Source organism: Psychrobacillus sp. MER TA 171, from assembly GCF_023713305.1.
Lineage (GTDB): Bacteria > Bacillota > Bacilli > Bacillales_A > Planococcaceae > Psychrobacillus.
Map to the genome: position 1 here is coordinate 77,220 of NZ_JAMAWN010000012.1, position 26,142 is coordinate 103,361.

The following is a 26,142-nucleotide window of genomic DNA, read 5'->3' on the forward strand; positions in this document are numbered from 1 at the left end:
TAGATTGCTGCTTATATGAATCAATTTTATTATGCTATTTTTAAAGAAATATCAGGACTGAATAAGGACATATTAAGCAATTAACATATAAAGTAGAATTGATTTCCGCTCTAGTCGGACGCTTTTTCGCGGGGGGAGCGAGGAAAAACAGAAATAATAAAAAGAAAAATGTAAATCGTCTGCATTTTAAAGAGGAAAGTAGAATTGATTTTCGCTCATATCTCGGACGCTTTCCGCGGGGGGGAGCGATAAGCCATCACCCGTCGCTTACGCGCGCGGTTGTGATGTCTTATCTGTCTCCCTCCTCCCGCTGGAGTCGCCGCCTGCCGCTTCAATCAACAGGAGAATATGTTGTATGGGAATGGTAAATCACTAATTTATGAAAGTGATTCTAAAAAATATAAATGAATGAATAAATTTCTCTTCTTCCTAAAATAAGCTCAGGGTTAAATGAGCTCAAGGTGAGTGACTTACAATTAACTTTTGACCATTCAAGGTAAACACATAAATTATCCTCTAGAAGAAAATGGCTATGTTAAAAAATTCATGTCGTAATTTTTAGTTCATAATCTTTTCAGTACATGTAATTTCTATTGTATTATTCATAGGGTCTAAAATAGGAAAACTCCAATATCCCTTCCATATGGGCTTATTGTAATATTTTGTTATATCATTTTTAATACAGAATTTACAATTTTTTTATAATTATCTTTATCACATTCTAACGACCAACCTATCCTTGGTTCTGTTCCACCTTTCCATCCTGGTTGAATGGAAAACTTGCTTGATGGTGGGTTAAATTCTTCATTGTAATCAATACTTAATTGGTGTTCACCAATTTTAAAACCTATGGAACCTTTATCATCCCATATGAGTATTAACTGAAGTATGTCTGAGTAAAACCACTTCATTTTCTCCAAGTCGTTACAAAATATATATGTAAATCCCCATCGCTTTGCTATAATTACCCCCCCATTCTATTTTCGTTCCTTTTCCACTAAGCTGTCCATTTAGTAAATAGGTTCAACAAAAGGGGTATTAATCCCTTCTTGGAAGACCGCCTAAATGAAATAAGAAAAGTAAAAACATCGTGATGATGTTTTTTATTGAGTGTAGAAACTGAGCACATCAAAGTTTCAATTTCCTGTAGTTCAACCGATGAATCACGAAGGATTGTAATATTAGACAAATAAGACCCTGAAAACCTTATGTTAGTAAAGTTATCAGGGTCTTATCAATTTCGAGAAAGATTTTACTGTTATTCTGTGATTACTTCATAAATTAAAGGCGGTGCATCTTTTTGTGCTGCTTCAATTTGGATGTTTTTGTGCAATTTATTGACAACATCTTGGATATCTTCAGAGTTAGCATGGATGGTAGCTAGTGATTCGCCTTTTTCTACACGATCTCCTACCTTTTTGTTAAGGATAATTCCTACTGCTAAATCGATTTCTGACTCTTTCGTTGCTCTGCCAGCTCCTAGTAACATAGCTGCAGTACCAATTTCATCCGCTTCCATATAAGTTACGTAGCCTGCTTCCTTAGCAGTTAATTCTGTAACAAAAGCAGCCTTAGGTAGCAAATCAGTGTTATCGACTACATTTTCATTTCCGCCTTGCCATTTGATGAATTGCTTAAAGATTTCTAAAGCAGATCCATCGTCGATTACCTTTTTCAGCATTGCTCGAGCTTCTTCTAACGTCTCTGCTTTTTCTCCAACGACAACCATTTGACTACCTAAAGTTAAGCACAGTTCCGTTAAATCCTCTGGGCCATTTCCTTTAAGCGTATCAATCGCTTCCTGTACCTCTAGAGCGTTTCCGATTGCTCGGCCTAGTGGTTGACTCATGTCAGAAATAATTGCCATTGTTTGACGTCCAACACTATTACCGATTTGCACCATAGCTTTTGCTAGGTTACGAGCATCTTCAGCCGTTTTCATGAATGCTCCACCACCAGTTTTAACGTCAAGCACAATTGCACCAGCACCTGCTGCAATTTTTTTACTCATTATAGAGCTTGCAATAAGCGGAATGCTATTAACTGTTGACGTTACATCTCTAAGTGCATACAGTTTTTTATCTGCTGGAGTCAAGTTACCGCTTTGACCGATTACAGCCACTTTTATTTCATTTACTTGTTTTACAAATTGCTCAGAAGATAATTCTACGTGGAAGCCTTCAATTGCTTCTAGCTTGTCTATTGTTCCACCAGTGTGACCTAAACCGCGTCCACTCATTTTTGCTACTGGAACGCCACAAGCAGCTACTAGAGGTCCTAAAACTAAAGTAGTTGTGTCGCCTACCCCACCAGTAGAATGCTTATCAACTTTTACACCCTCGATCGCTGATAGGTCAATTTGTTCTCCTGAGTTAACCATAGCCATCGTTAGGTTGGCACGTTCCTCATCATTCATATCTTTGAAGTAGATTGCCATTAGTAATGCACTAGCTTGATAATCAGGAATAGAACCGTTTGTATAGCCATCAATAAAGAAACTAATTTCCTCTTTTGTTAGAGCATGGCCATCTCTTTTCTTTTCAATAATGTCATTCATTCTCATTTTCATACACGTCCTTTATTTTAATAAAGATAGGAAGCTTTCACCAAATGCAGTTGGCTTTACATCAAAATTATCTGCAATTGTTGCTCCTATATCTGCAAATGTCATACGTAAAGGCAATTCTTTAATTTCTGTAAATCTAGGTGAATAAACAGTTAATGGAACAAATTCACGCGTATGGTCTGTTCCTGGCATTGTAGGGTCGTTTCCGTGATCAGCTGTAATGATTAATAAATCATCACTTGTTAGCTTAGGAAGCGCTTCCTTCAAGCGAGCATCGAACTCTTCTAGAGCCTTACCGTAGCCAATTGGATCTCTGCGGTGACCATATAAAGCATCGAAGTCTACTAGGTTTAAGAAACTAATACCTGTAAAGTCTTTATCCAACGTTTCGATAAATTTGTCCATACCATCCATGTTATCTTTTGTTCTAACTGTGGAAGTAATACCTTCCCCATTAAAAATGTCATTAATTTTACCAATCGCCATTACTTCTAAACCAGCATCTTGCAATTCATTCATTGCTGTACGAGCGAACGGTTTTAGAGCATAGTCATGACGATTTGAAGTACGAACAAAGCTTCCTGGCTCTCCAATAAATGGACGTGCAATGATACGACCAACTAAAAATTCAGGAGACAACGTCAATTCTCTTGCGATTTCACAAATTCGGTATAATTCTTCTAATGGAACCACTTCTTCGTGTGCAGCAATTTGAAGAACTGGATCAGCGGAAGTATAAACGATTATTGCTCCCGTTTTCATATGCTCTTCCCCTAGCTCGTCTAAAATCTCTGTACCACTCGCTGGCTTGTTACCAATTACCTTACGCCCTGTTTTCTCCTCTAAAGCAGTGATAAGCTCTTCAGGAAATCCGTTTGGATATACTTTAAATGGTTTGTCGATATTTAACCCCATAATCTCCCAGTGGCCAGTCATCGTATCTTTACCGACAGAAGCTTCTTGCATCTTCCCGTAATAAGCTGTTGGTTGATCTGCTGGAGCAATACCTTTAATAGCTTCAATATTTCCTAGCCCTAGCTTTTGCATTTCTGGCATTTTCAATCCATTCATTTTTTCTGCAATGTGTCCAAGTGTATGTGAGCCAACGTCACCGAAGGCTGCAGCATCTGGTGCTTCACCAATTCCGACAGAGTCCATCACAATGACATGTATACGTTTAAATTTTCCCATAATTTCTACCTCCTACTTGTTCTTTATTAGTGTACCAAAAAATCTCCGAAAATAAATGTCAGACCTCTGACATTATGCACGAGGATGGTATTGTTTGTAAACTTCTTTTAATCGCTTTTTACTTACGTGGGTGTAAATCTGTGTCGTAGAGATGTCAGCATGTCCTAACATTTCCTGAACAGCTCTTAGATCTGCCCCATTCTCAATCAAGTGAGTGGCAAAAGAATGCCGTAAAATATGTGGTGTAATTTCTTTTTTAATGCCAGCAGCAAGGACATGCTTGTTTAGTAATTTCCATATTCCCTGTCTTGTTAAACGTTTCCCTCTTTGATTGATAAAAATAGCATCTGTACGTTCTTTTTTGAGTAGTGCAGGTCGTGCATGTTCGATATAATTGCTACAGGCACGCAATGCTGCTCCACCAAGTGGAATAATACGTTCCTTCCCTCCCTTACCAAACACACGGACAAATCCCATCGACAAATGTAAATCCTCTAAATTTAAATTTAGACACTCACTTATACGCATACCACTTGCATACATAAGTTCAAACATTGCGAGGTCTCTCACTCCCTGGGGCTTGGACACATCAATGCTCGCTAAAAGGGTGTTCAACTCCTCAACTGACAAAAAGTTCGGTAGCTTCTGCTCTAGTTGAGGAAGCTCTAAATGAATAGTAGGGTCGGTTGTTGTCACTTTATCCCGCAACAAAAACTGATGAAAGGAACGGATAGACGAAATATGTCGAGAAACTGTTCGAGCTGATTTGCCTTGTTCCTTTAAATCTCTTAAATGTAAAATGATATGATGCCGTTCAACGACTGATAAACTACTTAATTGCTGTATGGTAAATATAGACTTTAAATATTCCGTTAAATCATTTTTATAGGAAACTAATGTATTCTCTGCTAGCTGTCGTTCTATGCGGAGGAAATGCAAATAATCTTCTAAATGAAGCAGACCCTCTTTCATCAAAAAACCTCCTATTAAATAATTATGCAATTAAAAAAAGGATAGCATATTTTAGCTATCCTTTTTGGTTATTTATCTTGGCAACGATGGCAGATCCCATGGAACGTTAAACGATGATCTTTTATAATAAAATTCCATCTTTTTTCCACGATTGCCTCTACATCCTCTAGCAAGTCCTCTTGAATTTCATCCACAGCTCCGCATTCGATACATACAAGATGATGATGAAAATGTGCAGCGCCTTCTTGTCTTAAGTCATAGCGTGATACGCCATCTCCAAATTGAATTTTATCTACTACATTCAATTCATTTAATAACTCTAATGTTCGATAAACAGTCGCTAGTCCTATATCAGGTGATTTTTCTCTAACTAGTAGAAAAACATCCTCCGCACTCAAATGATCTTCTTCATTTTCAAGCAATACTCGAACTGTCGCTTCACGCTGTGGCGTCAGTTTATAGCCCGCACCAGATAATTGTTTTTTAATACGATCAATACGGCTCTCCATATGACGCCTCCTTAACTACCACTATTATAACAAGAAGTGTTTTCTCATTACAAGAGATTCACATAATAATAATTATTAATAAATACTAATTATTAAATACGATAAATGGTAAAAGAATAAACTCTATTATAATAGTAATTATATAGAAGCCAAGTGTAAAGAGATTTACTCTTCTTGCCAATGCAAGTAATAGGATACAGTAGACGAGTTGAAATGGGAACCACCAAAATACATACGGAAAAGTACTTTCTTGAGTTTGCAGCAAAAAACTGGAACAGAATCCATAAAAGGTAATTTTGAATGCACAAATGACTAAGATGAATCTTTGTAAGTAGCGATGCTGATAAAACAAGAAAAAAACGACCGCAATCATCAAGTGAGGAAAAATCGTCTCTAGGAAACTAGGTGGCCCTTCCAATAAGACTCGTGCATCCAAAAGGTTGATAATCCACTGCTGCTGTTCTGGTGAGCTACGTTCAAAAAGTATTAATCCTCCTATAAAACTAACTACTAGTACACAAAAAGATACGAAAATAGTATAAGACTGGTTCAACTTGGAATCCCCCCTATCTATTTTCATCTTATGCTTGTACTAGGTTCAAACATGCTTATTTTAAATAATCTTTTAACCAAATATACGCGAAAGCTGTTTTTGCATCAAAGATCTGTTGAGAGATTACCATTTGTTCCATATCTTCAAGACTGACATGCAATAATTCAACGAACTCATCCTCGTCTAAATCAGCTGGATTCTCCATTTTCACAATATTTTCAGCCAAGTAAAGGTGTATAATCTCATCAGCAAATCCAGGTGAGGTTGCAAAAGATTGTATATACTTCAGATTACTACAAGTATAGCCTGTCTCCTCTTCAAGCTCTCGCATTGCTGTAAGCTCTGGGGCCTCATTTGGCTCAATTTTACCAGCCGGTATTTCAATAATAGAGCGTTCCAGTGCTTTTCTATACTGTTCTACTAAAATTATTTTTTTATCGTCAGTTACAGCTATTACTGCAACTGCTCCCGGGTGCTTCACAATCTCTCTTTTACCTTGCTTCCCATTCGGTAAAAGAACATCATCTACCTGTAATGTAATAATTCGACCAGTATATTTTAAATCAGTTGTAACTGTTTTTTCTTCAAATTTTTTCATTAATTTTCTTCCTCTCATTTGAATCTATCTAATTCTCATTGTACCATGTAGGAAAGGAAGTGATAATCTTGGAAAAAAGACAATTAGGAAAAAGTGAAATCTCTATTTCAGAAATCGGACTTGGTTGTATGTCACTACCCACAAACATTACAGAAGCCGAAAAGATTATTCAAACGGCTATGGAACATGGTATTACGTATTATGACACGGCAGATTTGTATGACCGTGGAGAAAACGAAAAGATTCTAGGTACTCTTCTTAAACCTCATCGTCAGGACATAGTTATTGCCTCTAAGGTCGGTAATCGACTAAACGAAAATGGTGATGGCTGGCATTGGGATGCCTCAAAAGAATGGATTCAAACGGCGATACATGAATCCCTAAAACGCCTTCAAACAGATTATATTGATGTGTACCAGCTACACGGCGGGACAATGGATGACAATGTGGATGAAGTGATCGATACGATGGAATCTTTAAAAAAGGAAGGCCTAATTAGAGAATACGGCATCTCTTCTATCAGACCGAATGTTATTAACCGCTTCCTACAAAAAAGCAATGCAGTATCGGTTATGATGCAATATAGCTTGCTAGATAGAAGACCAGAGGAGTGGTTACACTTACTGGAACAAAACAGGACTACCCTGCTTAGTAGAGGCTCGCTTGCAAAAGGTATGCTGACCGAAGATGAAGGGCTTATTCGTGCTAAAAAAGCGGGCGACTACCTCTCTTATACAAACAAGGAGCTACTAGACACGATAGGGGAACTAAAGTCTTTAGATGCATCACTAACTAGCATAGCTCTTCACTATGTCCTGCAAAGTGGTGCTGCAATCGTTGGAGCAAGCTCATCTGAACAATTAATGGAGACAATTGAAGCGTATCAAGCTAAGATACCTGATGAATTACTAGCAAAAGCTTCTGAAATAACTAAAATATCTACTTATACAGAGCATCGAATATAAAAATAGCAATAGACTCCTTGAATTTGTTCAAATCAAGGAGCTTTTCTTATGAAAAGGAGGATTATCGTAAATAATTGGTTGATTGTCGTAAAATGTTCACTGATTGTCGTAAAGTATCTTCTGATTGTAGTAATCCATTCGGTCATTGTAGTAATCTAGAAGGTTATTGTAGTAATCCATATTTTTGCTGCAAAAAGCTCTTTGTCATATCTACACGTTCTTGGACAGTATAATCTCCTTCTATCCGCAAAACTGGACATGTCAATGTCGTCAACCATTCTTCATGTAAAGCTTTACTTCTCACTTCCATTCCTGCATGATCATATAGCCCAGCCCACTCCATAAACTCCTTGTATTGTTCGTGCTTGGGTCCACCTGCTAAAATATCATTTCCGTATCTTTGAAACTCTCTTTTTTCAAGTCTTTCTAATCTAATATTCGGTGGTATCCATAAAAAAATGACCACATCAAAATAAGTTTTTAAATCTTCTCCCCAACCACATACTGCTCCAGATAAGATTGAATTTCCATGTGAGTTTAAATCTCTTTCCAGGAGGTCTTTTCTTTCTTCCAGTTCTCTTATCTCTGTATATTTTGTTAACCAAAAATAATCATCTGTGTCCAAATGGGTCCAGCAAATTTCATCGGATAATGCTTTCGCTAAGGTAGTTGTTCCAGATCCAGAAGCACCAAATATATGTATTTTCACTAGTTTTGTCCCCCATAACATCGTATAACGGCTCTTTAATTAGTTCTATAAGTAATTGGATGAGAAAGTAGAATTTAATTAGTTATTTTCCCACTAAAATGCCCACCTTCATAAACACCCTCTTTCCATAAAACATTTCCATTACTATCAAATGCTTCGATTTTCAATGGGTCGGGTTCCCCAGCATCTGCTTCTTCTAAAGCATCAAAGGTAACAAACCAACATCTTAATCCTTCAGAAATCTCAACAATTGTAGCTCCCTTCTCTATTGTTTTTTGCTTCACAAGCACGGTTGTAATTTGATCATTTGTGATAATTCCTCCAAACAATGTTAAAGGTACTTTTGGATTATTAAACATTACCCAGTCCATACCGTCACCAGGATCTATCTCACCGTTTCCAGTATGTGTCCAATATTCATCAACCGACTTTTTATATCCAGTACGGAATCCTGTTTCATCTTCATAAAACACAACTTCATAATCTTCCTTTTGCAGTTTATCCAATATCTCAGTTGAATTTGGATGTGGAACGCTTTCTATAAAGTCCTCCGTACTATTTATGCTAAAAGTATATGAGCAGCCTGTCTGTAGCAGTAACACTATAAAAACCAAAAGTAATTTTTTCTTCATTAATCATTCCCCCTTTGCTATATGAAAGTATAATAACTTTCTCGTCATAAATTTACGTATATCTAAAATTTTAGTTTCAAAATATTCAATAAATAAATGAGAGTTCTGCATTAGAAAGTTAAATTTCTTAAACGAAGTCAATATTTGTTTATTTCTAAAGCTTTGTTAAAGTTATTGGTTAATTTTGATTAAAACTTCTTTTTTTAAAGTGATTGTAAACATTACAGAAGTGCATTCAAATGACTATTAAGAACATAAATTTTGTTTATGCAAGTAAATTTATAAGCACTTTATCGATGAATTAAAGCCGTTTCCATTTATTGATTGGAGCACCAGACGGCGACATAAGCAGGGATGAGTGAGACACATAAGCCATCACAGCCACACACGTAAGCGATGGGTGATGGATTATCGCTCACTCCGCGAAAAAGCGTCCGGCTGGTGTGAAAAATCAATTCTACTTTCTGACTTAAAGATTCCTTGCAACATTAATCAACCATACCCTTTTACATAGCTTTCTCAAAAATAAAAAAGCAGCACCAAAGTCTTCAAATGACTTTTGGAGCTGCTCTCTTTTTATATTATTTCCATTCTCTTTCTGTGTAGCCCTTTGCCTTAATTCCTTCGTTTGTTTCCTTAATAATTTGTTCTCCTCCACGTTTCATGTATTCCTCAACCAAGCTATCCCATTCAGAGATTGGTCTTTGGCCAGCAATCATTTTTGCTTGCTCGTTCATGATGAACTGTGTTAAATCAGTGCCTTTCTCCTGATTTGTTGGAGACATTACTCCGTATGAAGGATCTACATAAAGCTTGTTAGATTCAAACATTTCCTGAAGAGATTGAACCATTTCCTTCATTTCTGGCATCTTGTAATCATCTGCATATGTGATATTTGCATCTTCTGGTACTTGCTCACGATTGTCTAAGAAGTAAGTCGAAGGTGAAAGTCCATCAGATGAGAAGTTTGGCAATTGAACTGCCTGCCCATTTTCCATGTTATACCCTTTTCCTTCTCCACCTAAATAGAAATCAAAATCAGCGTTATCCGGATTTTTTGTATCCCTTGGGTAATATGTTTTACCAAAGTCAACCATTTCTAAAGCACGGAAAATCTTACCTTCGTCTCCAGCCATGTTAGCATTTAAAGCTAAAATACCTGAATAACCAGATCCAATCGTGAAGCCCTTGGATTTATCTGGAGCCTCAAAAGGAGGTATTGCTATTAAATGTGCATCTGGATTTGCTGCTAAAAGACCTTCGAAATAGGCCTCAGACATACCTGAAACTCCCCCAACAAAGATTCCAGCTTTTCCAGAGTAAAACTCCGTGTTCGTGCTAGCCCAATCAAGAACTGCAAAATCCTTCGTCATCGCTCCTTCTTTATAAAGGTTAGCAAAAAATTGGATCAAGTCTTTTCTACCGTCAGAAATAATTCCTGGGATGTAATTTCCTTCTTTATCTTGGTGATACCAAGCGTTAAAGTCCCAGTAAGTTCCCATATTAAAATTCGGGTTAATATTTTCCCCAATTGCAACGCCGTAAGTATCATCTTTTCCATTACCATCTGGATCTTCCTTCGTAAAAGCTATCGCTACCTTCTCCAGTTCTTCATAAGAAGTAGGAACTTCTAAACCAAGCTTATCTAACCAATCCTTACGAATAACTGGTGTTACAGGGTACGGTTGAGAGTAACGTGGAATACCATAGATCTTCCCGTTCACTTTAAAAGAGTTGTAAACGTATTCTGGGATTTTCCCTAGTGTGTCATAATGCTTAAGATAATCATCTAAAGGCAGGAATGCTCCCTGCTCTGCCCATTGATAAAAACGAGTGTCTGTTCCTGGAAATCCGATTAGGTCTGGCATAGATCCAGAAGCAACTATAGCAGACGACTTTTCAATATAGTCCCCCTGAGGAATAATTTCCGGCTTATAGTCCACGTTAAAGCGTTCATTTATCATATCAAGACCCGGGCTTTTCAGTGGTGGTGGATCACCGAAACGAAATGTCATTCCCGTAATCGTGTACTTTTCTGTATGATCAAACGGATCTACTGCTGGTTCCTCTTTGTTTGGTTCTGCACTATTTGTCTCTTTTTCCGGCTCTTTCGCTGGTTCAGTTTGGGCATTTTCATCGGTACAAGCTACTAAAATTAGACCAATGATAAGAATTAGAAAACCATAAAACCACTGCTTACTTCTCACATTAACCCCTCCATTACTATTTTGTCTGGTGTAAATAAATTCTCGATGTCCATTGCGATAGAAAGTCACCCCTTAACAGATCCAAGCATCACTCCTTTAGCAAAGTGTTTTTGTAAGAATGGATAGACGATTAAAATCGGTAAAGTAGCTAACAATATAGCAGCCATCTGAACGGTTTCAGGAGGTGGAAGATTTTCCAGCATTGCTGCATGCCCCCCTAGTGCCGCATTAGGCTCATTGACTATTACAATTTGCCTTAAAATTACTTGAATCGGCCATTTTGCAGGATCATTTAAATATAGAACCCCTGAGAAATAACTGTTCCAATGACCTACTGCGTAAAATAAACCGAATGCTGCCAAGGCTGGCTTCGACAAAGGTAAAATAATGCGAGTAAATATTTGGATATCGTTTGCACCGTCTATTAATGCCGCCTCTGTCAGTTCCTCTGGAATTCCTTTAAAAAACTGTGTAATAATGATCAGATTAAATGGACTAATCGCCACAGGAATTATAAGAGCCCATAAGGAATTTAATAATCCCGTTTCCTTTACAATAATATAGGTAGGGATCATCCCTGCTGAAAATAGCATCGTAAACAATACTAGAAAAAGAATTGTTCGTTGCCCTAAAATATTTCTAGTTAGCGAGTAAGCCATCGTCGTAGTAAAAAATAGATTTACTAATGTTCCAACGACAGTAATATAGACCGTTACGAACAACGAACGAATAAATTGATCAGAGCCTAATATATACGTATAAGCATCAGTCACCCATTCCTTTGGCCATAACAAGAAATCACTATTTAATACATCACTAACACTAGAAAACGAAACCGAGAAAATATATAGAAAAGGAAAAAGCATGGCTGCTGCTATAATCAAGAGAACTGTACCATTGAAAAAATCCATTACTTTTTCCCCTGAAGACCTAAACATGAACATACCCCCTTCCAGACGAGAGTCTCCCATAAAGACATGTCATCTTGAATCTTTCAATCTTTCATATGGTCAATATAGACCTTCCTCACCAAATCGTTTAGCAAGCCTATTTGCAAGAACCACTAAAATCAAGCCAATTATTCCTTTAAATAGACCAACAGCGGTTGCAAAACTAAAATTCGCCTGCTGTATTCCTTTAAAATAAACATACGTATCGAGAACATTACCCGATTCCATATTAAAAGGATTTAGCATTAGAAAGATTTGTTCAAAACCACTATCCATCACGTTTCCTAAACGAAGGATTAATAAAATAACAATCGTACTTTTTAATGCAGGCAATGTTATATGCCAAATTTGTCTCATGCGACTCGCACCATCCATGACAGCTGCCTCATATAGATGAGGGCTGATGCCGGATAAGGCAGCTAGAAACAATATAGTACCCCATCCAGACTCCTTCCAGATGACCTGCAATACAACAATCGGTTTAAACAGTGCCGGATCCGTTAGAAAAGGTATAGGATTCATATCTAGAAAAGATCCAAGAAAGTTATTTATTAAACCTTCACTTCGTAGAAAGATAACAGTTATTCCAACTACCACAACCCAAGAAAGAAAATGAGGCATATATACAACAGACTGCAGAAATCGTTTATACATTTGGTTTCTTAACTCATTCAGCATAAGTGCTAAAATAATGGAAATAGGAAATGCAAAAATAATTTGTAACATGGAAATCTGAAGTGTATTCCAAATTACTTGTATAACCTCCGAGTCTTCAAAAATGGATTGAAAATGTTTTAATCCAACCCAAGGGCTCTTAAGAAATCCTTGGAATGGACTATAATCTTTAAATGCTAACAATAATCCAATCATCGGAATATATCGATAGATTAAAAAGTAAAGGGCACCTGGCAAAAGAAGTAGCAATAGATACCGATCCCGCCACAGTTTTTGCTTAATAGAATTTTTATTTGGGGGCTTTGGTTTTTCCTTGACGTGAGCTAATGTCGGAACAACTGTCTCAGCGTCTTTATTTTGAGTAACAATAACTTATTTCCCCTTTCCTTGAAGCTTTTTGCCAATTTATTTACCTGTATAATACCTGTATTTATATTACCAATTTTAGTTTAATTTTTACATTTATTCAATATTTTTCTAAAATTATTTATTTCTTATATTCAATGGGCTCTTGCTGTTTTGATTCAATAATTTTAAACAGTTTATTGGATAGAAATATTAAAGTAACGCCTATTAAACTTCCGCTATAAAAAGGTATGAGTCCAGGAATTTTCATGACTAAATAATAGGGGAAATAAAAACCTAAAACCATGAACACCGCAAACAAAGGATGGGCCAAAACGATATAAATACAATCCTTAAAATACTGGGAAAGCTTCATCTGATAACCGACATAAAGTGGAAAAGCATACAATAAAGCGATCAAATAAATTACACCTAATATAAAGAAGAAAAATGATGCTATTAAGGCTGCTATATTTGGCAGGCTACGAAAAAACTGCAAATCTACGAAAAGAATAACGCCTATAATCAGCCAAATATAACCATAGATATTAGATTTTAATAATTCTTTTCTATATATATCATTGAAGTAACGAAAGGTTTTTATATCCTCTTCACCATAGCTCCATTTGCGTATAACCGATAGCATAGCAACTGTAGCTGGGAAAAAACCTACAACGCCTAGACCTAAGATGATTCCGCCTAACCAAAGGATGTTTATATAGGCAAGCCGCATTCCCCAGTCCATATATCGATATAGCGTTCCTCTCCAGCCTGTCAGCTCCATACCATTCACCTCTTGTTTATCTAACCTTTTAAAGATTCAATCTTCTCCATCTAAAATCTTCAACAATCTCTTATTTATTTCTTATTACTTTATGAATTCATTTTATGAATCATACTTTTTATATAATAGAATTCATATTTTTAGGCTAGTGGCTCGAAAGTTTCAATTCCACCTCTGGTACCAATAAATGATTACTTAATCTTATTCTAAAAGCTGTTGTATTCTTTGGCATGTTTCCTCTGGTTTCTCCATATTTGCCCATAAAAAATGCATTTCTCGTTCAATTAACTCAAATTCTTCAATCGTTAGGTGTAAATCCTTGATCGTTTTAGCGTCTGGCATCGTTTCAATAAAGGCATTGTAATGCTCTGGATGAATATCCGGCTGGAGGAGTGTATTGTCTTCTGCAACCTTTCGCAACATTGGAATCGTACATCCATTTTTCTTTATCAATATTTGCGCCTCTTCACTAACCATAAAATCGATCAGTGCATGTGCGGCTGGCTTATTTGGACTATCTACATGGACACCAAGTGCCCCTCCAAGTAAAAGTGTGCCTGCATCTTTATTTTTAGGCGGTGGAATTACATCCCATTGTATCTTATGGTCTCTGAATTCATTCATAAAATAATAGGTAGTTAAGATCATCGCTGCCCCTTCTCGCATAAACAGGTTCTCAGCGAGGTCGTTGCTACCATGTGAAAAAATAGGGGATACCTGATGTTTGTACATTAAATCAACACAAAACTCTAACGCTTCTATATTTTCCTTACTGTTCATCACCGGCTTAGTTCCTGTGGAATCCTTAAAGCTTCCTTTATTTTGTAATAGAAAAACTGGCCATCTGTTAGTCGAGGACGAAAAACAAAAACCATACTCATTCACTAAATTATCCTCATTTAGATCATTTGTTGTTTTTCGGGAGACCTCTAACAGATCATTCCAATCTTTTATATGAAAATCGTTTAGAACGCCTGCTTTTTCAAATATCCGTTTGTTGTAGCAAATCATTACTGGCGAGAAAACAAACGGAGTTACATGCATTTTGTTTTCCGTTGAAAACATTTGAAAAACTTGGTGATAACTATCCTTCATCGGATCTATATGCGCTGGTAAATAGGGTTCTATAAGATCTAAGTGATCCTTCTCCATCAGCTGTCTATAATGATAGTCTGAAACTATAAAAACGTCCGGGCCAGAACCGTGTTTAAATGACTGCATAAGGTTATAAACGTACTGATCATTTGGTAAAATTTCAAGATTTATCTTAATATAAGGATTCAATTGTTCAAATCTCTGAATGATTAGATTAATAATCTCAATCTCATAGGAGTTAGAAAACCAACCGAGCGTTAAAGTTTGCTTTTGTGTGTCATCAGGTAAGGTTACCCGGTTTCCCTTTCCTGCTATTTTTTCTATAAGCCCTTCTTCCACTAGCTCTGCTAACGCTTTTCTTATGGAAACTCGACTAAGCGCATATTCTTTACTTAATGTATTTTCTGGCAATATAAATTCCCCAGGTTTAATCTTCCCTGTAATAATCTCTTGTTTTACCTCATGGATAAACTTGTTATAACGACTTTCAAAGTCACTTTGTCGTTTTATCAATGCTTACAACTCCCCTGCCAAAATTGGCGCTATATAAAGATATGAATCAATCATAACATGTGCAAGGTTGGTAGTTTTATTTCATTAACCATTTATCTAAAAATAAGTAAGCTGCTTGTCTAATTTCATAGGGGAAGTCATGACCCGAGTTCCCTATTAACGTTTGGATTTTTTCTGTACAATCCATCCACTTATACAATGAATTTAGTTCAAAAAGTCCTTCAGCAGCTGGTTTCCAATGCGGGAAAATAGAATCATTTTGCCCCATCCATAGAAAAAAAGGTGTAGGTGCCACTAATGCAGCTATTTCAGTAAATTCAAAAGGAACCTTATCATCATTTATGTAGTTACTTAACTGGGGGATATGACTAAACCAATCTCGTTTTCCCCAACGATGTAACTCCGGATCTCCTGCAAATGTGGAAAATCCACAACTACAGACGACTGCTTTTATCCTTCGATCCACTCCAGCTAAAAAGTAGCCATTGTATCCTCCTAACGAGTGTCCAATAACTCCAATTTTATCGCTATCTACACAACTTAAACTCTCTAATAGACTAATTCCTTGCTGATGATCCACAATCATTTTGGCTACTGCAGACCAGTTCGGATGTGCGGCGTCAAAGCTTGCTGTCTGAAAAGGCTTTTCGTCCTGTCGCACCCGTTCTCCAGCTGTTATCGTATCCGGGGCAAGTACTACATAGCCTCTCTTAGCAAGCTCAAGTCCATATTGTCTGTTTTGCCGTCCCTCTGTTGTACTTACATCATCCTTCCCGTTGTCGCTCGTTGGATGAAGCGCAATAACGGAGGGATAATGTTTGTGACTAGAGTTCAAAACCCCTATGGCGTCGTCTTTAGTAGAAACTTTTTTGCTGTTACTTGCTTTCGGTATTAGCAGGTTTGCTGGAACAGTATCGTCGAAAACAGTGTCGTACTTTATCTTAAATAAATAGTAGTCCTCATACGACTCCCAAGAGATTATATCAAAATTTATTTGTACTAAAGGTGGGAGCCCACCAATACATTGTAGCCAAATTTTTTCGATTGCATCTCTTTTGTTCTCCCAATCTCTTTTACGTTCAATTAATCGTAAGAGAGAAGGCGCACCCTGTTGATGTAAAGTGGACAATGCATACATTTCTTCACCCCATCATTCTATACTTACACTATACAAATGACTACCACTGCCATAGTAAACTCTTCCATTAAATAGAACAGTACCACTGCTCGCTTTAGCTACTAACCCTTTTTTAAGTATTGGTTCGGGGCATGGTTTCTTAACATCAATCGCAATAAGTGCGTCTGACATAAGACAGTAAAGCGTGTGATTAGGCTCGTCATAAACAAAGCCTGAACGAATCGGTTCCCCATAACTGGATAGATCTTTTCCGGAAAGAATAGTATTCATTTCAGTATCCCATATAAAGTACATTCCTAGCCCAGTAACACCATGCACCCGATTATACATATCTGTATAAATAGCAATAATTTCTCGTGTCCCTTTAAAGGGTACGAAACTGCATTTTAGTTGCATGGTTGTTCGATCAAGCACATATAAGCGTGCATCCTGTTCTTTTGATACTGCTCCCCCAGGTGCCTCTACACTTGTGCCCCCTATAATATCTCCGTTACTGAGCTCACTAAGACAAATAGTACTGTGAAAGGGTAATATATCTTCATTGCGTATTACGACCTGCTTTTCTGTATCCATATTATAAATTGCCAAGGCACCACCAACTAGTCCATAGCCCGGAAACCCACCCCATATGACTTCTTTCGTTCCACTCAAGGCAAGGGCACAGCGAGGTCGATGAATCTGATCCTCTTCTAAAACTAAACGAGGAATAGAAGATTGCTGATCTAAATCGTGAACATATAGCTTTCCACCTGCGTATGCCACTCCCACTAACAGATTTTCATGGGAAGCATAGGCACAAATATTTCCTCCCCCTCCCTTTTCTAGTGCTCCAAAATTTTGAAGAGAGTTTTTGGTTGGAACATACCGAAAAAATTGTAGAGGGTGCATGGACGTACCATAGATATATCCGTCTGGAGCGAGAAAAAGACTTGAAAGCTCCGCTCCCTCCGAATGGTATATTAAATGAATCGTTTTCTGTATCCCACTATCCTTATGACTAATTTGAACAAGCCCTTCAGATAAGCTGTAGTGCTCAATCTGATAATTTGATTCATCTGGAATGTGGACTTTTTGAAATCCTGTTCCTACAAAACTAGAAGGTGCAACGTCCGCTGCTGGATTACATTCTCCCTGAGAAAACTTTAGCCACTGAGAGGCCGTTAACACATTCTTCAAGTCGGATGCCTCTATGTGTCCATAGACAGTACCATCGGTTCCAAGATATAAATAGCCTGCTCCCTTCTGCCTTTGATGAGAGGAAAGCAAACTCTTTTTCTGGCCAGTTATTAAATGGTAGGCTATTATATCTCTTTTCTCAGTTCCAATTCCCATATAAGCCCATCCGTGCGTATCAAGAGCTACTGTTCCTGGATATTTTTCCTCGGCATGCATAGAGCCGTAATCTGCAACATGCTGCGATTTGCTATCATAGGAAAGCAAGTGACAGTGAGGGTATGTAGTGAAATAAATCATTCCCTCACTGTCCTCTGCAAAGCTAAAACCGACTATTTCCTCACCGTTCTCTATTACTTGATAATCCACAAAGCACTCTTTGAAAGGGTCTAACACGAGCAGCATCTTACCTGCCCCCGTATAAAATAAGCCTCCACTACTAAAAGAGGCAAAAGGGTATTCCTTATTTGCTAGTGGAAAGAAAACTTGCTTGCTTGTTCCCTTTTCTAAATCGACTATTAACACAAATCCCTTGGCTGCAATTACAAATCTACTCTCTTCTTCCTTCGTACATATAGCAGCTGTTCGCTCCTCCTCCGCGACAACCGGAGTTCCATGATCTATAAGTTTGTTATACATACAGGCTCTCCTTTAGACGCAATAATGGGCAGCTACCTTATTTAAAGCAGTAATCATATCCTCTATATCATGATCACTAAAAAACTCATTTATATCTAACCTTATCGCTGTCTTCAAAATTTCTTCTGCATTTGGACAGCTACCAGCTTCATAACTATATTCGCCTAGACTAAATGGATATTCGCTATTTAAGTATGCCTGTTTTTGTTGGAATAGGCTTTGTGCATATAACACTTGTGAAATGTACCCTGGTGAATTAGGAATACCCTCTGCTGTAAGTGCATCTGAGAACTCTTCACGGGTGCAGCTTAACACATCTAAATCGAGCGTTAGCATATAAAACCAGTAGCTGCACCATCCGCCAGCTGTTATTTTCATTGGCCGTATACCCTTAGCGTTCTGTAATCCACTACTCAATCGTTCTCCAAGCTCATTTCTTCGCGTGCATATCCATTCCAGTTTTTTTAACTGAGCAATACCAACAGCACCTTGAAGTTCTGTCATGCGATAGTTAGGTGCCAGATAGAGAATATCTTTTACAACTTCCTTGTCATGTCTTTTATAGTTTTTATCTGCAAATGCATGAGTGGTAAAGTAATCTTCCTCATCCCCAGAATTTACAGTAACAATCCCGCCATCGCCTGTTGATATATGCTTAAAGTCGTTTGTACTAAAGCATCCATAATCACCAATTGTGCCAGTTAAGTGCCCTTTGTAAGTAGTGAGATAGCTTTGGGCACAATCCTCTATCACTTTTACATTGTATTTTCTAGCCAGTTCCATTATGGAATCCATGTCGCATGGGTTTCCAGCAAGATGAACAACAATAATCGCCTTTGTTTTAGGTGAGATTACCTTTTCAATGGCTTCAGCAGTCATGTTATAGCTATTTGGCTCTAAATCGGCAAATATAGGAATGGCGTTCTGATATAAGATACCTATTACAGTACCCTGGTCTGTAATTGGGCTAGTTATGACCTCGTCACCGACTGTAACACCCGCTGCTCCTAGAGCAACATGCAGCGCAGCAGTTCCTGATGAGGTAGCCACACTATACTTCACATTATATAAATCATTAAAATCTGCTAAAAACTTCTTAACCTTGCTACCGAAATGATAAAAGAGTGTATTTTGCTCTAGTGCCCCTAGTAGCTCCGTTGCTTCCTCTGCACCAAAGCGTTTCCCAGTTCCGAATGGAGTCGTTTTAACCTTTTGCCCACCTAAAATCGCTAAAGTATTGTTTATCATTTTTTAGACCCTCCAACTTTACGCTTCCTTTAAAAGGTGATTCGTAACAGAAACCATCTTACAGTTCAGCCCAAAACGTTTGACCGTTTGTGCACCTTCTTCTGTAACAGGCATTAGAATAACGAGCTTATCGTCAATCGAATTTTCATTAAGTACCACACCATTCTCTTCAGATACATCTATAATTTTAACCTGGCGTCTCGCTCTCTCCCAATCATTAATTTGCTTACTAGTCCAAAACGAGAAGCCTTGCTGCCTTGCCATACGGATTAGTTGAATAATCGCTTCGCGTACTGGCGGTTGCTGATAGATGTGTATTTGATGAAATAGGAAATGAGCAACTCCATTCACTCTTTTGACCCCTTCCAAAAATGGTTCGATAACCGTCGCATCCGCTAACGTATTATGGTTCAAGTCTTGGGTCAGAAAACCAATTTCTAGCACATTATACATTCGATTTTTTTCATCGGCCCAGGCGATAGGGAAATAAGGCTGACACGTGCCGAATAAGAAGCCGATGTTTCCTCTCTTACTAGGACCTCTCGATTGATCCGCCTGTATTCCATATTTCTCACACCAAGTAAAAAATTCTCCCCAGCCTTCAAACCTCGTATAGTGATTTTTATTGGATGTTACTTGTTCAATTCCTACTGTCTGTTGTAACCAAGTAAGTTGGGCATGAAAAGCATTTTCTGACCAAATTCCATTATCTGATTCTAATGCATTATAGTGTAGAGCTAGCTCATGCCCATCTGCTTTGATTTGATTGTAAATAGAAGGATTATATCCAGGCACAATCATACACCAAGTCGATTGCACGCCTTCTTCCTTTAGGGTATCTAACGTTATTTGTGCTGATTCGTCCACGTTCAAGTCACTATCATGAGAGATTAAAGCAACATGTTCTACTCCTGCTGGCCAATAATCAATGAAAGGAAGCGTAAGATTTTTATCGAGAGCACACTTTACTAAATGCTCTATTAACGCTTCTCTCCACAAATCAGCATACGGATGGGGAAAATAAGGCATACCTGTTTCAGTAACCGTTCGGTCTAGGTCCCAATCGAGCATAAAGCCGTCGTCCGCCTTTAATATCTCCTCATCCAAGTTAGCACTTCCGTCGGGAGCAGGAACTCCGTCTTCTGTTATAGGAGCAGTACCTTGCTGTAAGCCTACAATTGTTTGGGGAATAGAGACGGCCCATCGCTCAATGGTCCCTTTTCCATACTTAATTTGAAGCAGGGCATCTCCATTGCCCTCTAGTAACGCTCCAAATTGTTGGATCTCTAACTGATCTCCAAAATAGACCCATGGATCCGCGTGTAAATAACGAAGAGACGTTGACTGGTTAAGAAAAGAAGAAAGCTCTGCATAGCCTATAGCAGGAATAGAATGGGAACTGAAGCCTAACCTTTCTTTTAGACAATGAAGATCGCCATATGAAATTACTGTACCTCCATTTTCTACATAATCTAAAATTTTTGTTTGAGCAGCTTCTGTATTAGGGCAACAAGCCACAATCAGTAAATCAAAGGAGTCAAGCTCCTCGATTGAATCTATTTTTTTATAAGGCAGTCTTACATGATCAAGAATCTCTTCCAAATAGCGGTCAAATACATTTTCCCCTTTCTTCCACTGTTTTTCGGTTTCCTCTCTATCTAAAAGAATCCCCACTTTTGCCATCCTCATTTAACGGTCACTCCTCTATAAAAAAAGACATGTATATTACCTGTCTATTATATTGTTATGATAATCATAGTATAACTGGGTATTTTTATCAATTAGTTATTTGAAAATTTTATAAACTTTTAAAGTCTTAGGATGATGTTAGCTACAGATGGTTTTAAAAAGGAACAGAAAAAAGAGCTTAGAAATATATCTCCAAGCTTAATAGATTTTAATGCTGTATTTTTTGCTTAATTGAAAGTTCATAATAGAGAAGAAATTCGAACCCAGTAGTTCTCCACTACGGTGGACGCTTTCCTGGGGGCACGTGGCCTTAGCCTGTAGTCTCTCCCACGCGCTAGGAGTCGCAACCTTCTCTACGAACAAAAAGATTGTCTTACAAGAATCAGCTGGCTTCTTAAACAAATAAACCGTGAAATCAAGCTACAGATTTCACGGTTCTTTAATTTATCTTTCTCTCAACCTCATTCACTTATAATATTCAACGCACCATGCTATAGCATAAGCAATGCTTGAAGTTGCTATTGTTCCTGCAAATAAATAGATAGGAAATGCAGGATGTAAATAAATGTAATTTGTAGAAAGAACCATAATCAACATTGCAGTAATTGCACTCAATGTAAAAGCAACATGAGAAGCTCTGGATGCTTTATTGGTGATGCTCAGCTCCCGTTCATCTCCATCTTGAAATTCTCCAAACTTCAAAAGTATGTCTGCCCGTTTTTTTGACTTCAATCTTAGAGACAGAATTGATTGAAGTATCATTAATAAAATACTGAGGATAAATGGCCACCAACTAAATTTTACATCCACGTTTATAACTTCACCGTTTGACAACCCTCTATCAAATTCATCCATCAACCAGATGTTTTCATAAGCAAATCCCATTGCAAATGCAAGCACCCCTATAATAATGATTTTGCTGATACTTTCAAATAGAACAATCTTCATTTGTCATCCCCCTTGAAAAAGATTTTTTCAATTGGCTCCTGAAACACTTCCGCTATATTCATCGCGAGTAACAGCGATGGCACATAGGTTCCTTTCTCAAGCGAGACAATAGTCTGACGCGTTACACCTACTTTTTCTGATAAGTCCTTTTGTGTAAGATTAGACCTTGCTCTCAGTTCTTTTAAACGATTCTTTATCTCCATTTATTCCCTCCACTGTTTTTTAATTACCTTTAATGTAAAGTAAACCAGACATAAAGTAAAGTATTTCTTACATTAAAGTGGAGATAAATATAAGGGTCAGTATCGTTATAAATTTTCACTCATTATGATTCAAAAATGGCCCCTAAAATTTTGCTGTCTGCAAAATTCTAGGGGCCATTCATTTTTTTTAGAACTTAGAACCACCAAAGCCATACTCATCGAGCAATTCTTCGAAGGATTTGTTTTTTTCTTTTTGTTTCTTTTCAAAAGCAAGCTGTGCCTGTCTTTCTTCTTCCTTCTCTTGCTCAGCTGTTACTAATTGCTTCTTAGTTTCTTTTAACTTAGCAAGCACATCCATAGAAAGCTGATCTGAAAGAGAATTCCCATCTTCTTTTACAGCTGAAGATTTAAAGTTAGGCTGTTGCTGTCTTTTTTGTTTCTTCTTAGCCAATATTATTCACCTACTTTATGAGCGTTTCACAATAGTGGCTACTCCTTGTCCTCCACCTATGCAAAGTGTCGCAAGCCCCGTTTTAGCATCTCTTTTCTCCATTTCATGAAGTAAAGTAACGAAAATTCGAGCACCACTCGCACCGATTGGATGACCTAAAGCAATTGCTCCACCATTTACATTTAGTATATCATGATTGAAGGCAAGCTCTCTATCTACTGCTATAGATTGAGCAGCAAAAGCTTCATTTGCTTCAATTAGCTCGATATCACTTAAGGATAGTTTTGATTTATTCAACACTTTTTTCACTGCTTCCACAGGTCCAATTCCCATCACGCTTGGATCTACTCCAGCAGATGCATTAGCAAGAATTGTAGCTAATGGTTTTAAGCCTAGTTCTTCAGCCTTTTGTTTGGACATTACGACAACAGCTGCTGCGCCGTCGTTAATACCCGAAGCATTTCCAGCCGTAACTGAACCGTCCTTTTTAAAAGCAGGACGCAAACCAGCTAGCTTTTCCTCTGTTGACCCTTTTTTCGGATATTCATCCTTATCAAAGATAACAGGCTCGCCTTTTCTTTGAGGAATCTCAACAGGAACTATTTCATCCTTAAACTTGCCAGTCTCTACAGCTTCTGCTGCTCTTGCTTGAGACCGAGCAGAAAATTTGTCCTGCTCCTCACGTGAAATGTCATAGCGGTCACAAAGATTTTCTGCCGTTATTCCCATATGGTAATCGTTAAAAGCACACCATAAACCATCAGAAACCATACTGTCTACTACTTTTTGATCGCCCATTCGGAACCCTTCTCTAGCATTTTTTAATAGATATGGAGCTTGACTCATATTCTCCATACCACCAGCAACAACTATATCTGCATCTCCAGCAATAATCGCTTGTGTTGCCAAATGTATTGCTTTAAGACCTGAACCACATACTTTATTTATAGTTAAAGCCGAAACGGATTGTGGTAAACCTGCTTGTATAGAAGCCTGTCTAGCAGGGTTTTGTCCAAGACCAGCCTGAAGCACATTCCCCATGATTACTTCATCCACTGATTCCTTAGAAACTCCAGCTTTTTCTAAAGCCTTATCAATTACAATTGCTCCAAGCTTTGTTGCCGGAACATCCTTTAGTGCACCTTGAAAAGAACCAATAGCAGTTCTAACTGCACTTACAATTACAACTTCATTTGTCACGTGAATTTCCTCCTTCATATCCCCTATTTTCAATAAAACTATGAAACAAAAATTTTAAAATTTGCTTGTTCAACCAACCTTTCTTTACAATAAAAGAGGGAGGGATGAATATGTATAGTTTACCAAAAAAAGTGACAATTATCGAGGTAGGTCCACGGGATGGTCTACAAAATGAAAAAAATGTAGTACCAACTGACGTAAAGCTGTTATTTATCGAGCAACTTCAAAAAGCCGGTGTAGAGGAAATGGAACTAAGCTCCTTTGTGTCACCTAAATGGGTACCACAAATGACTGATGCAAAAGAAATTGTTACAAATGTGAAAAAAGTGGGTAGACAATTTGTACTAACACCAAACAAAAAAGGAATAGACCTAGCATTGGAAAATGGAGCTAAAAGTGTCGCTGTTTTTGTAGGCGTTTCAGATAGCTTTAATAAAAAAAATATTAACAAAACTACTAGAGAAAGTATGAATGAATTAAAGCCTCTTGTAGAAAAATTAATAGAAGACGGATATTTTGTCCGTGCATGTATTTCCACTGCTTTTTATTGTCCTTTTGAGGGTGCAGTCGATCCGGAAAAAGTAACTGAACTATGTAAGGAATTTGTGTCATGGGGTGTACAAGAGCTTAGCGTGGCGGACACTATTGGAATGGCGAATCCAAAAGAAAGCTACGCACTTTTCCATACGTTAATAAATGAGTTTCCTCATACATTAATTACTGCCCATTTTCATGATACTCGCAAAATGGGTATTGCCAATATATTTGCAGCGTTACAAGCAGGTGTATCTCGATTTGATACTTCGGCTGGTGGTTTAGGAGGTTGTCCTTTTGCGCCGGGTGCAACAGGCAATGTAGCAACTGAGGATGTCGTGAATATGCTACATAAAATGGATATTACCACCAATATCGACATAGATGAATTATTAAACGCTGTCGACATAATTTCTCCTTATGTGTCCAGACCAATTGAAACAGGTATGTATAAACTATTTAAAAGCAAGTAGGTGTTGACCTTGAGAAAAAGAGTAATTGTTTGGACGAGTATTTTTACAAGTATTATTTCTGCTGTTGCTACTATATTCGGCTTTTTTCTTACAAACAAACTTATGTATATGAAGAAAAAAGAAGATGATTTTATTTATAACCGGGAGCTTACATCCAAACGATTTGATGAAGCTTGGTATACAGCAGTAAATAAATTAGAGCGATGGATCCCCTCGAAAAACGGATACTCACTTAAAGCGATTTTCATCGAGCCATTAGAAACGAGTAACTACGTTATTATTTGTCATGGCGTTACAGAGAACAAGATCAATTCACTTAGATTTGTTAGGATGTTTGAACGACTGGGATTTAATAGTGTTGTATATGACCACCGTAGACATGGGGATTCTGGTGGAAAAACGACAAGCTTCGGTTACTATGAAAAAATGGATTTACAGGCTATTGTGGAAGCCGTTAGAGAAAGGGCAGGTGAAAATGCAGTTATTGGTATACATGGAGAATCCATGGGCGCAGCCACCACCCTTCTCTATGCTGGTTCCATTGTGGATGATGCAGATTTCTATATCTCCGATTGTGCATTTTCCAACTTTGAAGAGCAAGTGTATCACATTATGACTCAAACAACCCCTCTTCGTTCAAGCTTAGCAATCCGATTTGCAAATTTTTTCTTAAAGTTTCGAGATGGGTACACCCTGAATTTGGTATCCCCCATTGATGTAGTAGACAAAATTGAAAAGCCTGTCCTATTTATTCATAGCCTGGAGGACGATTTTATACTACCGAAAATGACTGAGGACTTATATGAAAAGAAAAGAGGTCCAAAGATGTTAAAGCTATTTGATATTGGGGCTCATGCTAAATCGTTTAATGAGAACAGCAAGGAATATGAGGAAATCGTCTCAGATTTCTTAAAGCAATATGACCTGCTAGGAGAAGAGAATCCGATACAAACTTTTACGAATAACTGATTCTAAATATTTCTAACAGATAAAGAAGATGACCTTTAATACTTGGGTCATCTTCTTTTAATGTAGCTGGATCTTAACGCTCATTTCATGGAAAACGTCCGCTAGAAGCTTTGAAATCATTTCCATTTGGTTTTTAGATAGTATAAGAAAAATATTCTATTTTAACAATGTAATAAAAGGAGTTATATCAATTGGGGATTTTGCATTAATAAG

25 protein-coding genes are annotated in these 26,142 nt (G+C 37.6%); 3 read left to right on the forward strand and 22 right to left on the reverse strand.

Annotated features, from left to right (window positions below):
- Positions 1 to 665: 665 nt before the first annotated feature.
- The 7 genes from M3627_RS12580 to M3627_RS12610 all read right to left on the reverse strand — a co-directional run bounded on the left by M3627_RS12580 (position 666) and on the right by M3627_RS12610 (position 6,389).
- The gene (locus M3627_RS12580) at positions 666 to 965 is read right to left on the reverse strand and encodes a VOC family protein (RefSeq protein WP_353056467.1); all 300 of its coding nucleotides are present in this window, start codon (positions 963 to 965) and stop codon (positions 666 to 668) included.
- A gap of 293 nt (positions 966 to 1,258) precedes the next feature.
- Entirely contained in the window at positions 1,259 to 2,563 is a 1,305-nt protein-coding gene (locus M3627_RS12585) for a pyrimidine-nucleoside phosphorylase (protein ID WP_251555958.1), read from the reverse strand.
- Positions 2,564 to 2,578: 15 nt separating this feature from the next.
- The gene (deoB, locus tag M3627_RS12590) at positions 2,579 to 3,757 is read right to left on the reverse strand and encodes a phosphopentomutase (protein WP_251555962.1); all 1,179 of its coding nucleotides are present in this window, start codon (positions 3,755 to 3,757) and stop codon (positions 2,579 to 2,581) included.
- A 72-nt stretch (positions 3,758 to 3,829) separates the two neighbouring features.
- Positions 3,830 to 4,729: a site-specific tyrosine recombinase XerD gene (gene xerD / locus M3627_RS12595; RefSeq protein ID WP_169360827.1), complete on the reverse strand. Its 900-nt coding sequence runs from the start codon at positions 4,727 to 4,729 to the stop codon at positions 3,830 to 3,832.
- Positions 4,730 to 4,797: 68 nt separating this feature from the next.
- Positions 4,798 to 5,238 (reverse strand): ferric iron uptake transcriptional regulator, encoded by a 441-nt coding sequence (gene fur / locus M3627_RS12600; RefSeq protein WP_169360826.1) that lies wholly within the window; start codon positions 5,236 to 5,238, stop codon positions 4,798 to 4,800.
- 85 nt (positions 5,239 to 5,323) lie between these two features.
- Complete coding sequence (locus M3627_RS12605; RefSeq protein WP_169360825.1) at positions 5,324 to 5,791, reverse strand: hypothetical protein; 468 nt, start codon at positions 5,789 to 5,791, stop codon at positions 5,324 to 5,326.
- Between the two features lie 55 nt (positions 5,792 to 5,846).
- Entirely contained in the window at positions 5,847 to 6,389 is a 543-nt protein-coding gene (locus M3627_RS12610) for an NUDIX hydrolase (RefSeq protein ID WP_169360824.1), read from the reverse strand.
- Positions 6,390 to 6,457: 68 nt separating this feature from the next.
- Here M3627_RS12610 and M3627_RS12615 point away from each other — a divergent pair, with 68 nt between their 5' ends.
- Entirely contained in the window at positions 6,458 to 7,354 is an 897-nt protein-coding gene (locus M3627_RS12615; protein WP_169360823.1) for an aldo/keto reductase, read from the forward strand.
- A 163-nt stretch (positions 7,355 to 7,517) separates the two neighbouring features.
- Here M3627_RS12615 and M3627_RS12620 read toward each other — a convergent pair whose 3' ends face one another.
- From M3627_RS12620 to M3627_RS12690, 15 genes are all read right to left on the reverse strand, one after another.
- Positions 7,518 to 8,063 (reverse strand): ATP-binding protein, encoded by a 546-nt coding sequence (locus M3627_RS12620; RefSeq protein WP_446740150.1) that lies wholly within the window; start codon positions 8,061 to 8,063, stop codon positions 7,518 to 7,520.
- A 74-nt stretch (positions 8,064 to 8,137) separates the two neighbouring features.
- Positions 8,138 to 8,695 (reverse strand): hypothetical protein, encoded by a 558-nt coding sequence (locus M3627_RS12625; RefSeq protein WP_169360821.1) that lies wholly within the window; start codon positions 8,693 to 8,695, stop codon positions 8,138 to 8,140.
- A 581-nt stretch (positions 8,696 to 9,276) separates the two neighbouring features.
- Positions 9,277 to 10,902 carry an extracellular solute-binding protein gene (locus M3627_RS12630; protein WP_251555969.1) on the reverse strand — a complete coding sequence of 542 codons (1,626 nt, stop codon included), beginning with the start codon at positions 10,900 to 10,902 and terminating at the stop codon, positions 9,277 to 9,279.
- Between the two features lie 65 nt (positions 10,903 to 10,967).
- Positions 10,968 to 11,840: a carbohydrate ABC transporter permease gene (locus M3627_RS12635; RefSeq protein WP_169360820.1), complete on the reverse strand. Its 873-nt coding sequence runs from the start codon at positions 11,838 to 11,840 to the stop codon at positions 10,968 to 10,970.
- A 72-nt stretch (positions 11,841 to 11,912) separates the two neighbouring features.
- The gene (locus M3627_RS12640) at positions 11,913 to 12,809 is read right to left on the reverse strand and encodes an ABC transporter permease (RefSeq protein ID WP_169360831.1); all 897 of its coding nucleotides are present in this window, start codon (positions 12,807 to 12,809) and stop codon (positions 11,913 to 11,915) included.
- A 205-nt stretch (positions 12,810 to 13,014) separates the two neighbouring features.
- Positions 13,015 to 13,656, reverse strand: coding sequence for a YesL family protein (locus M3627_RS12645; RefSeq protein ID WP_169360819.1), 642 nt, complete (start codon positions 13,654 to 13,656; stop codon positions 13,015 to 13,017).
- Between the two features lie 201 nt (positions 13,657 to 13,857).
- Entirely contained in the window at positions 13,858 to 15,264 is a 1,407-nt protein-coding gene (locus tag M3627_RS12650) for an extracellular solute-binding protein (RefSeq protein WP_251555970.1), read from the reverse strand.
- A gap of 76 nt (positions 15,265 to 15,340) precedes the next feature.
- Positions 15,341 to 16,402, reverse strand: a complete 1,062-nt coding sequence (locus M3627_RS12655; RefSeq protein ID WP_251555973.1) for an alpha/beta hydrolase — start codon at positions 16,400 to 16,402, stop codon at positions 15,341 to 15,343.
- Positions 16,403 to 16,414: 12 nt separating this feature from the next.
- Positions 16,415 to 18,214: a hypothetical protein gene (locus M3627_RS12660; protein ID WP_251555975.1), complete on the reverse strand. Its 1,800-nt coding sequence runs from the start codon at positions 18,212 to 18,214 to the stop codon at positions 16,415 to 16,417.
- 12 nt (positions 18,215 to 18,226) lie between these two features.
- Entirely contained in the window at positions 18,227 to 19,462 is a 1,236-nt protein-coding gene (locus M3627_RS12665; RefSeq protein ID WP_251555977.1) for a DegT/DnrJ/EryC1/StrS family aminotransferase, read from the reverse strand.
- Between the two features lie 18 nt (positions 19,463 to 19,480).
- Complete coding sequence (locus M3627_RS12670) at positions 19,481 to 21,151, reverse strand: polysaccharide deacetylase family protein (protein WP_251555978.1); 1,671 nt, start codon at positions 21,149 to 21,151, stop codon at positions 19,481 to 19,483.
- A gap of 465 nt (positions 21,152 to 21,616) precedes the next feature.
- Positions 21,617 to 22,099: a hypothetical protein gene (locus M3627_RS12675; RefSeq protein WP_169360813.1), complete on the reverse strand. Its 483-nt coding sequence runs from the start codon at positions 22,097 to 22,099 to the stop codon at positions 21,617 to 21,619.
- Entirely contained in the window at positions 22,096 to 22,302 is a 207-nt protein-coding gene (locus M3627_RS12680) for a helix-turn-helix transcriptional regulator (protein ID WP_251555979.1), read from the reverse strand. The genes M3627_RS12675 and M3627_RS12680 overlap by 4 nt, the downstream gene beginning before the upstream one ends.
- A 187-nt stretch (positions 22,303 to 22,489) precedes the next feature.
- Positions 22,490 to 22,753, reverse strand: a complete 264-nt coding sequence (locus M3627_RS12685; protein WP_169360811.1) for a YqkE family protein — start codon at positions 22,751 to 22,753, stop codon at positions 22,490 to 22,492.
- 15 nt (positions 22,754 to 22,768) lie between these two features.
- Complete coding sequence (locus M3627_RS12690) at positions 22,769 to 23,953, reverse strand: acetyl-CoA C-acetyltransferase (RefSeq protein WP_353056466.1); 1,185 nt, start codon at positions 23,951 to 23,953, stop codon at positions 22,769 to 22,771.
- Between the two features lie 110 nt (positions 23,954 to 24,063).
- On the opposite strand from M3627_RS12690, the gene M3627_RS12695 reads away from it, so the two are divergent.
- Both M3627_RS12695 and M3627_RS12700 read left to right on the forward strand, forming a co-directional pair.
- Positions 24,064 to 24,960: a hydroxymethylglutaryl-CoA lyase gene (locus tag M3627_RS12695; RefSeq protein ID WP_251555982.1), complete on the forward strand. Its 897-nt coding sequence runs from the start codon at positions 24,064 to 24,066 to the stop codon at positions 24,958 to 24,960.
- A 9-nt stretch (positions 24,961 to 24,969) separates the two neighbouring features.
- Complete coding sequence (locus M3627_RS12700; protein WP_169360808.1) at positions 24,970 to 25,929, forward strand: alpha/beta hydrolase; 960 nt, start codon at positions 24,970 to 24,972, stop codon at positions 25,927 to 25,929.
- Positions 25,930 to 26,142 lie beyond the last annotated feature (213 nt).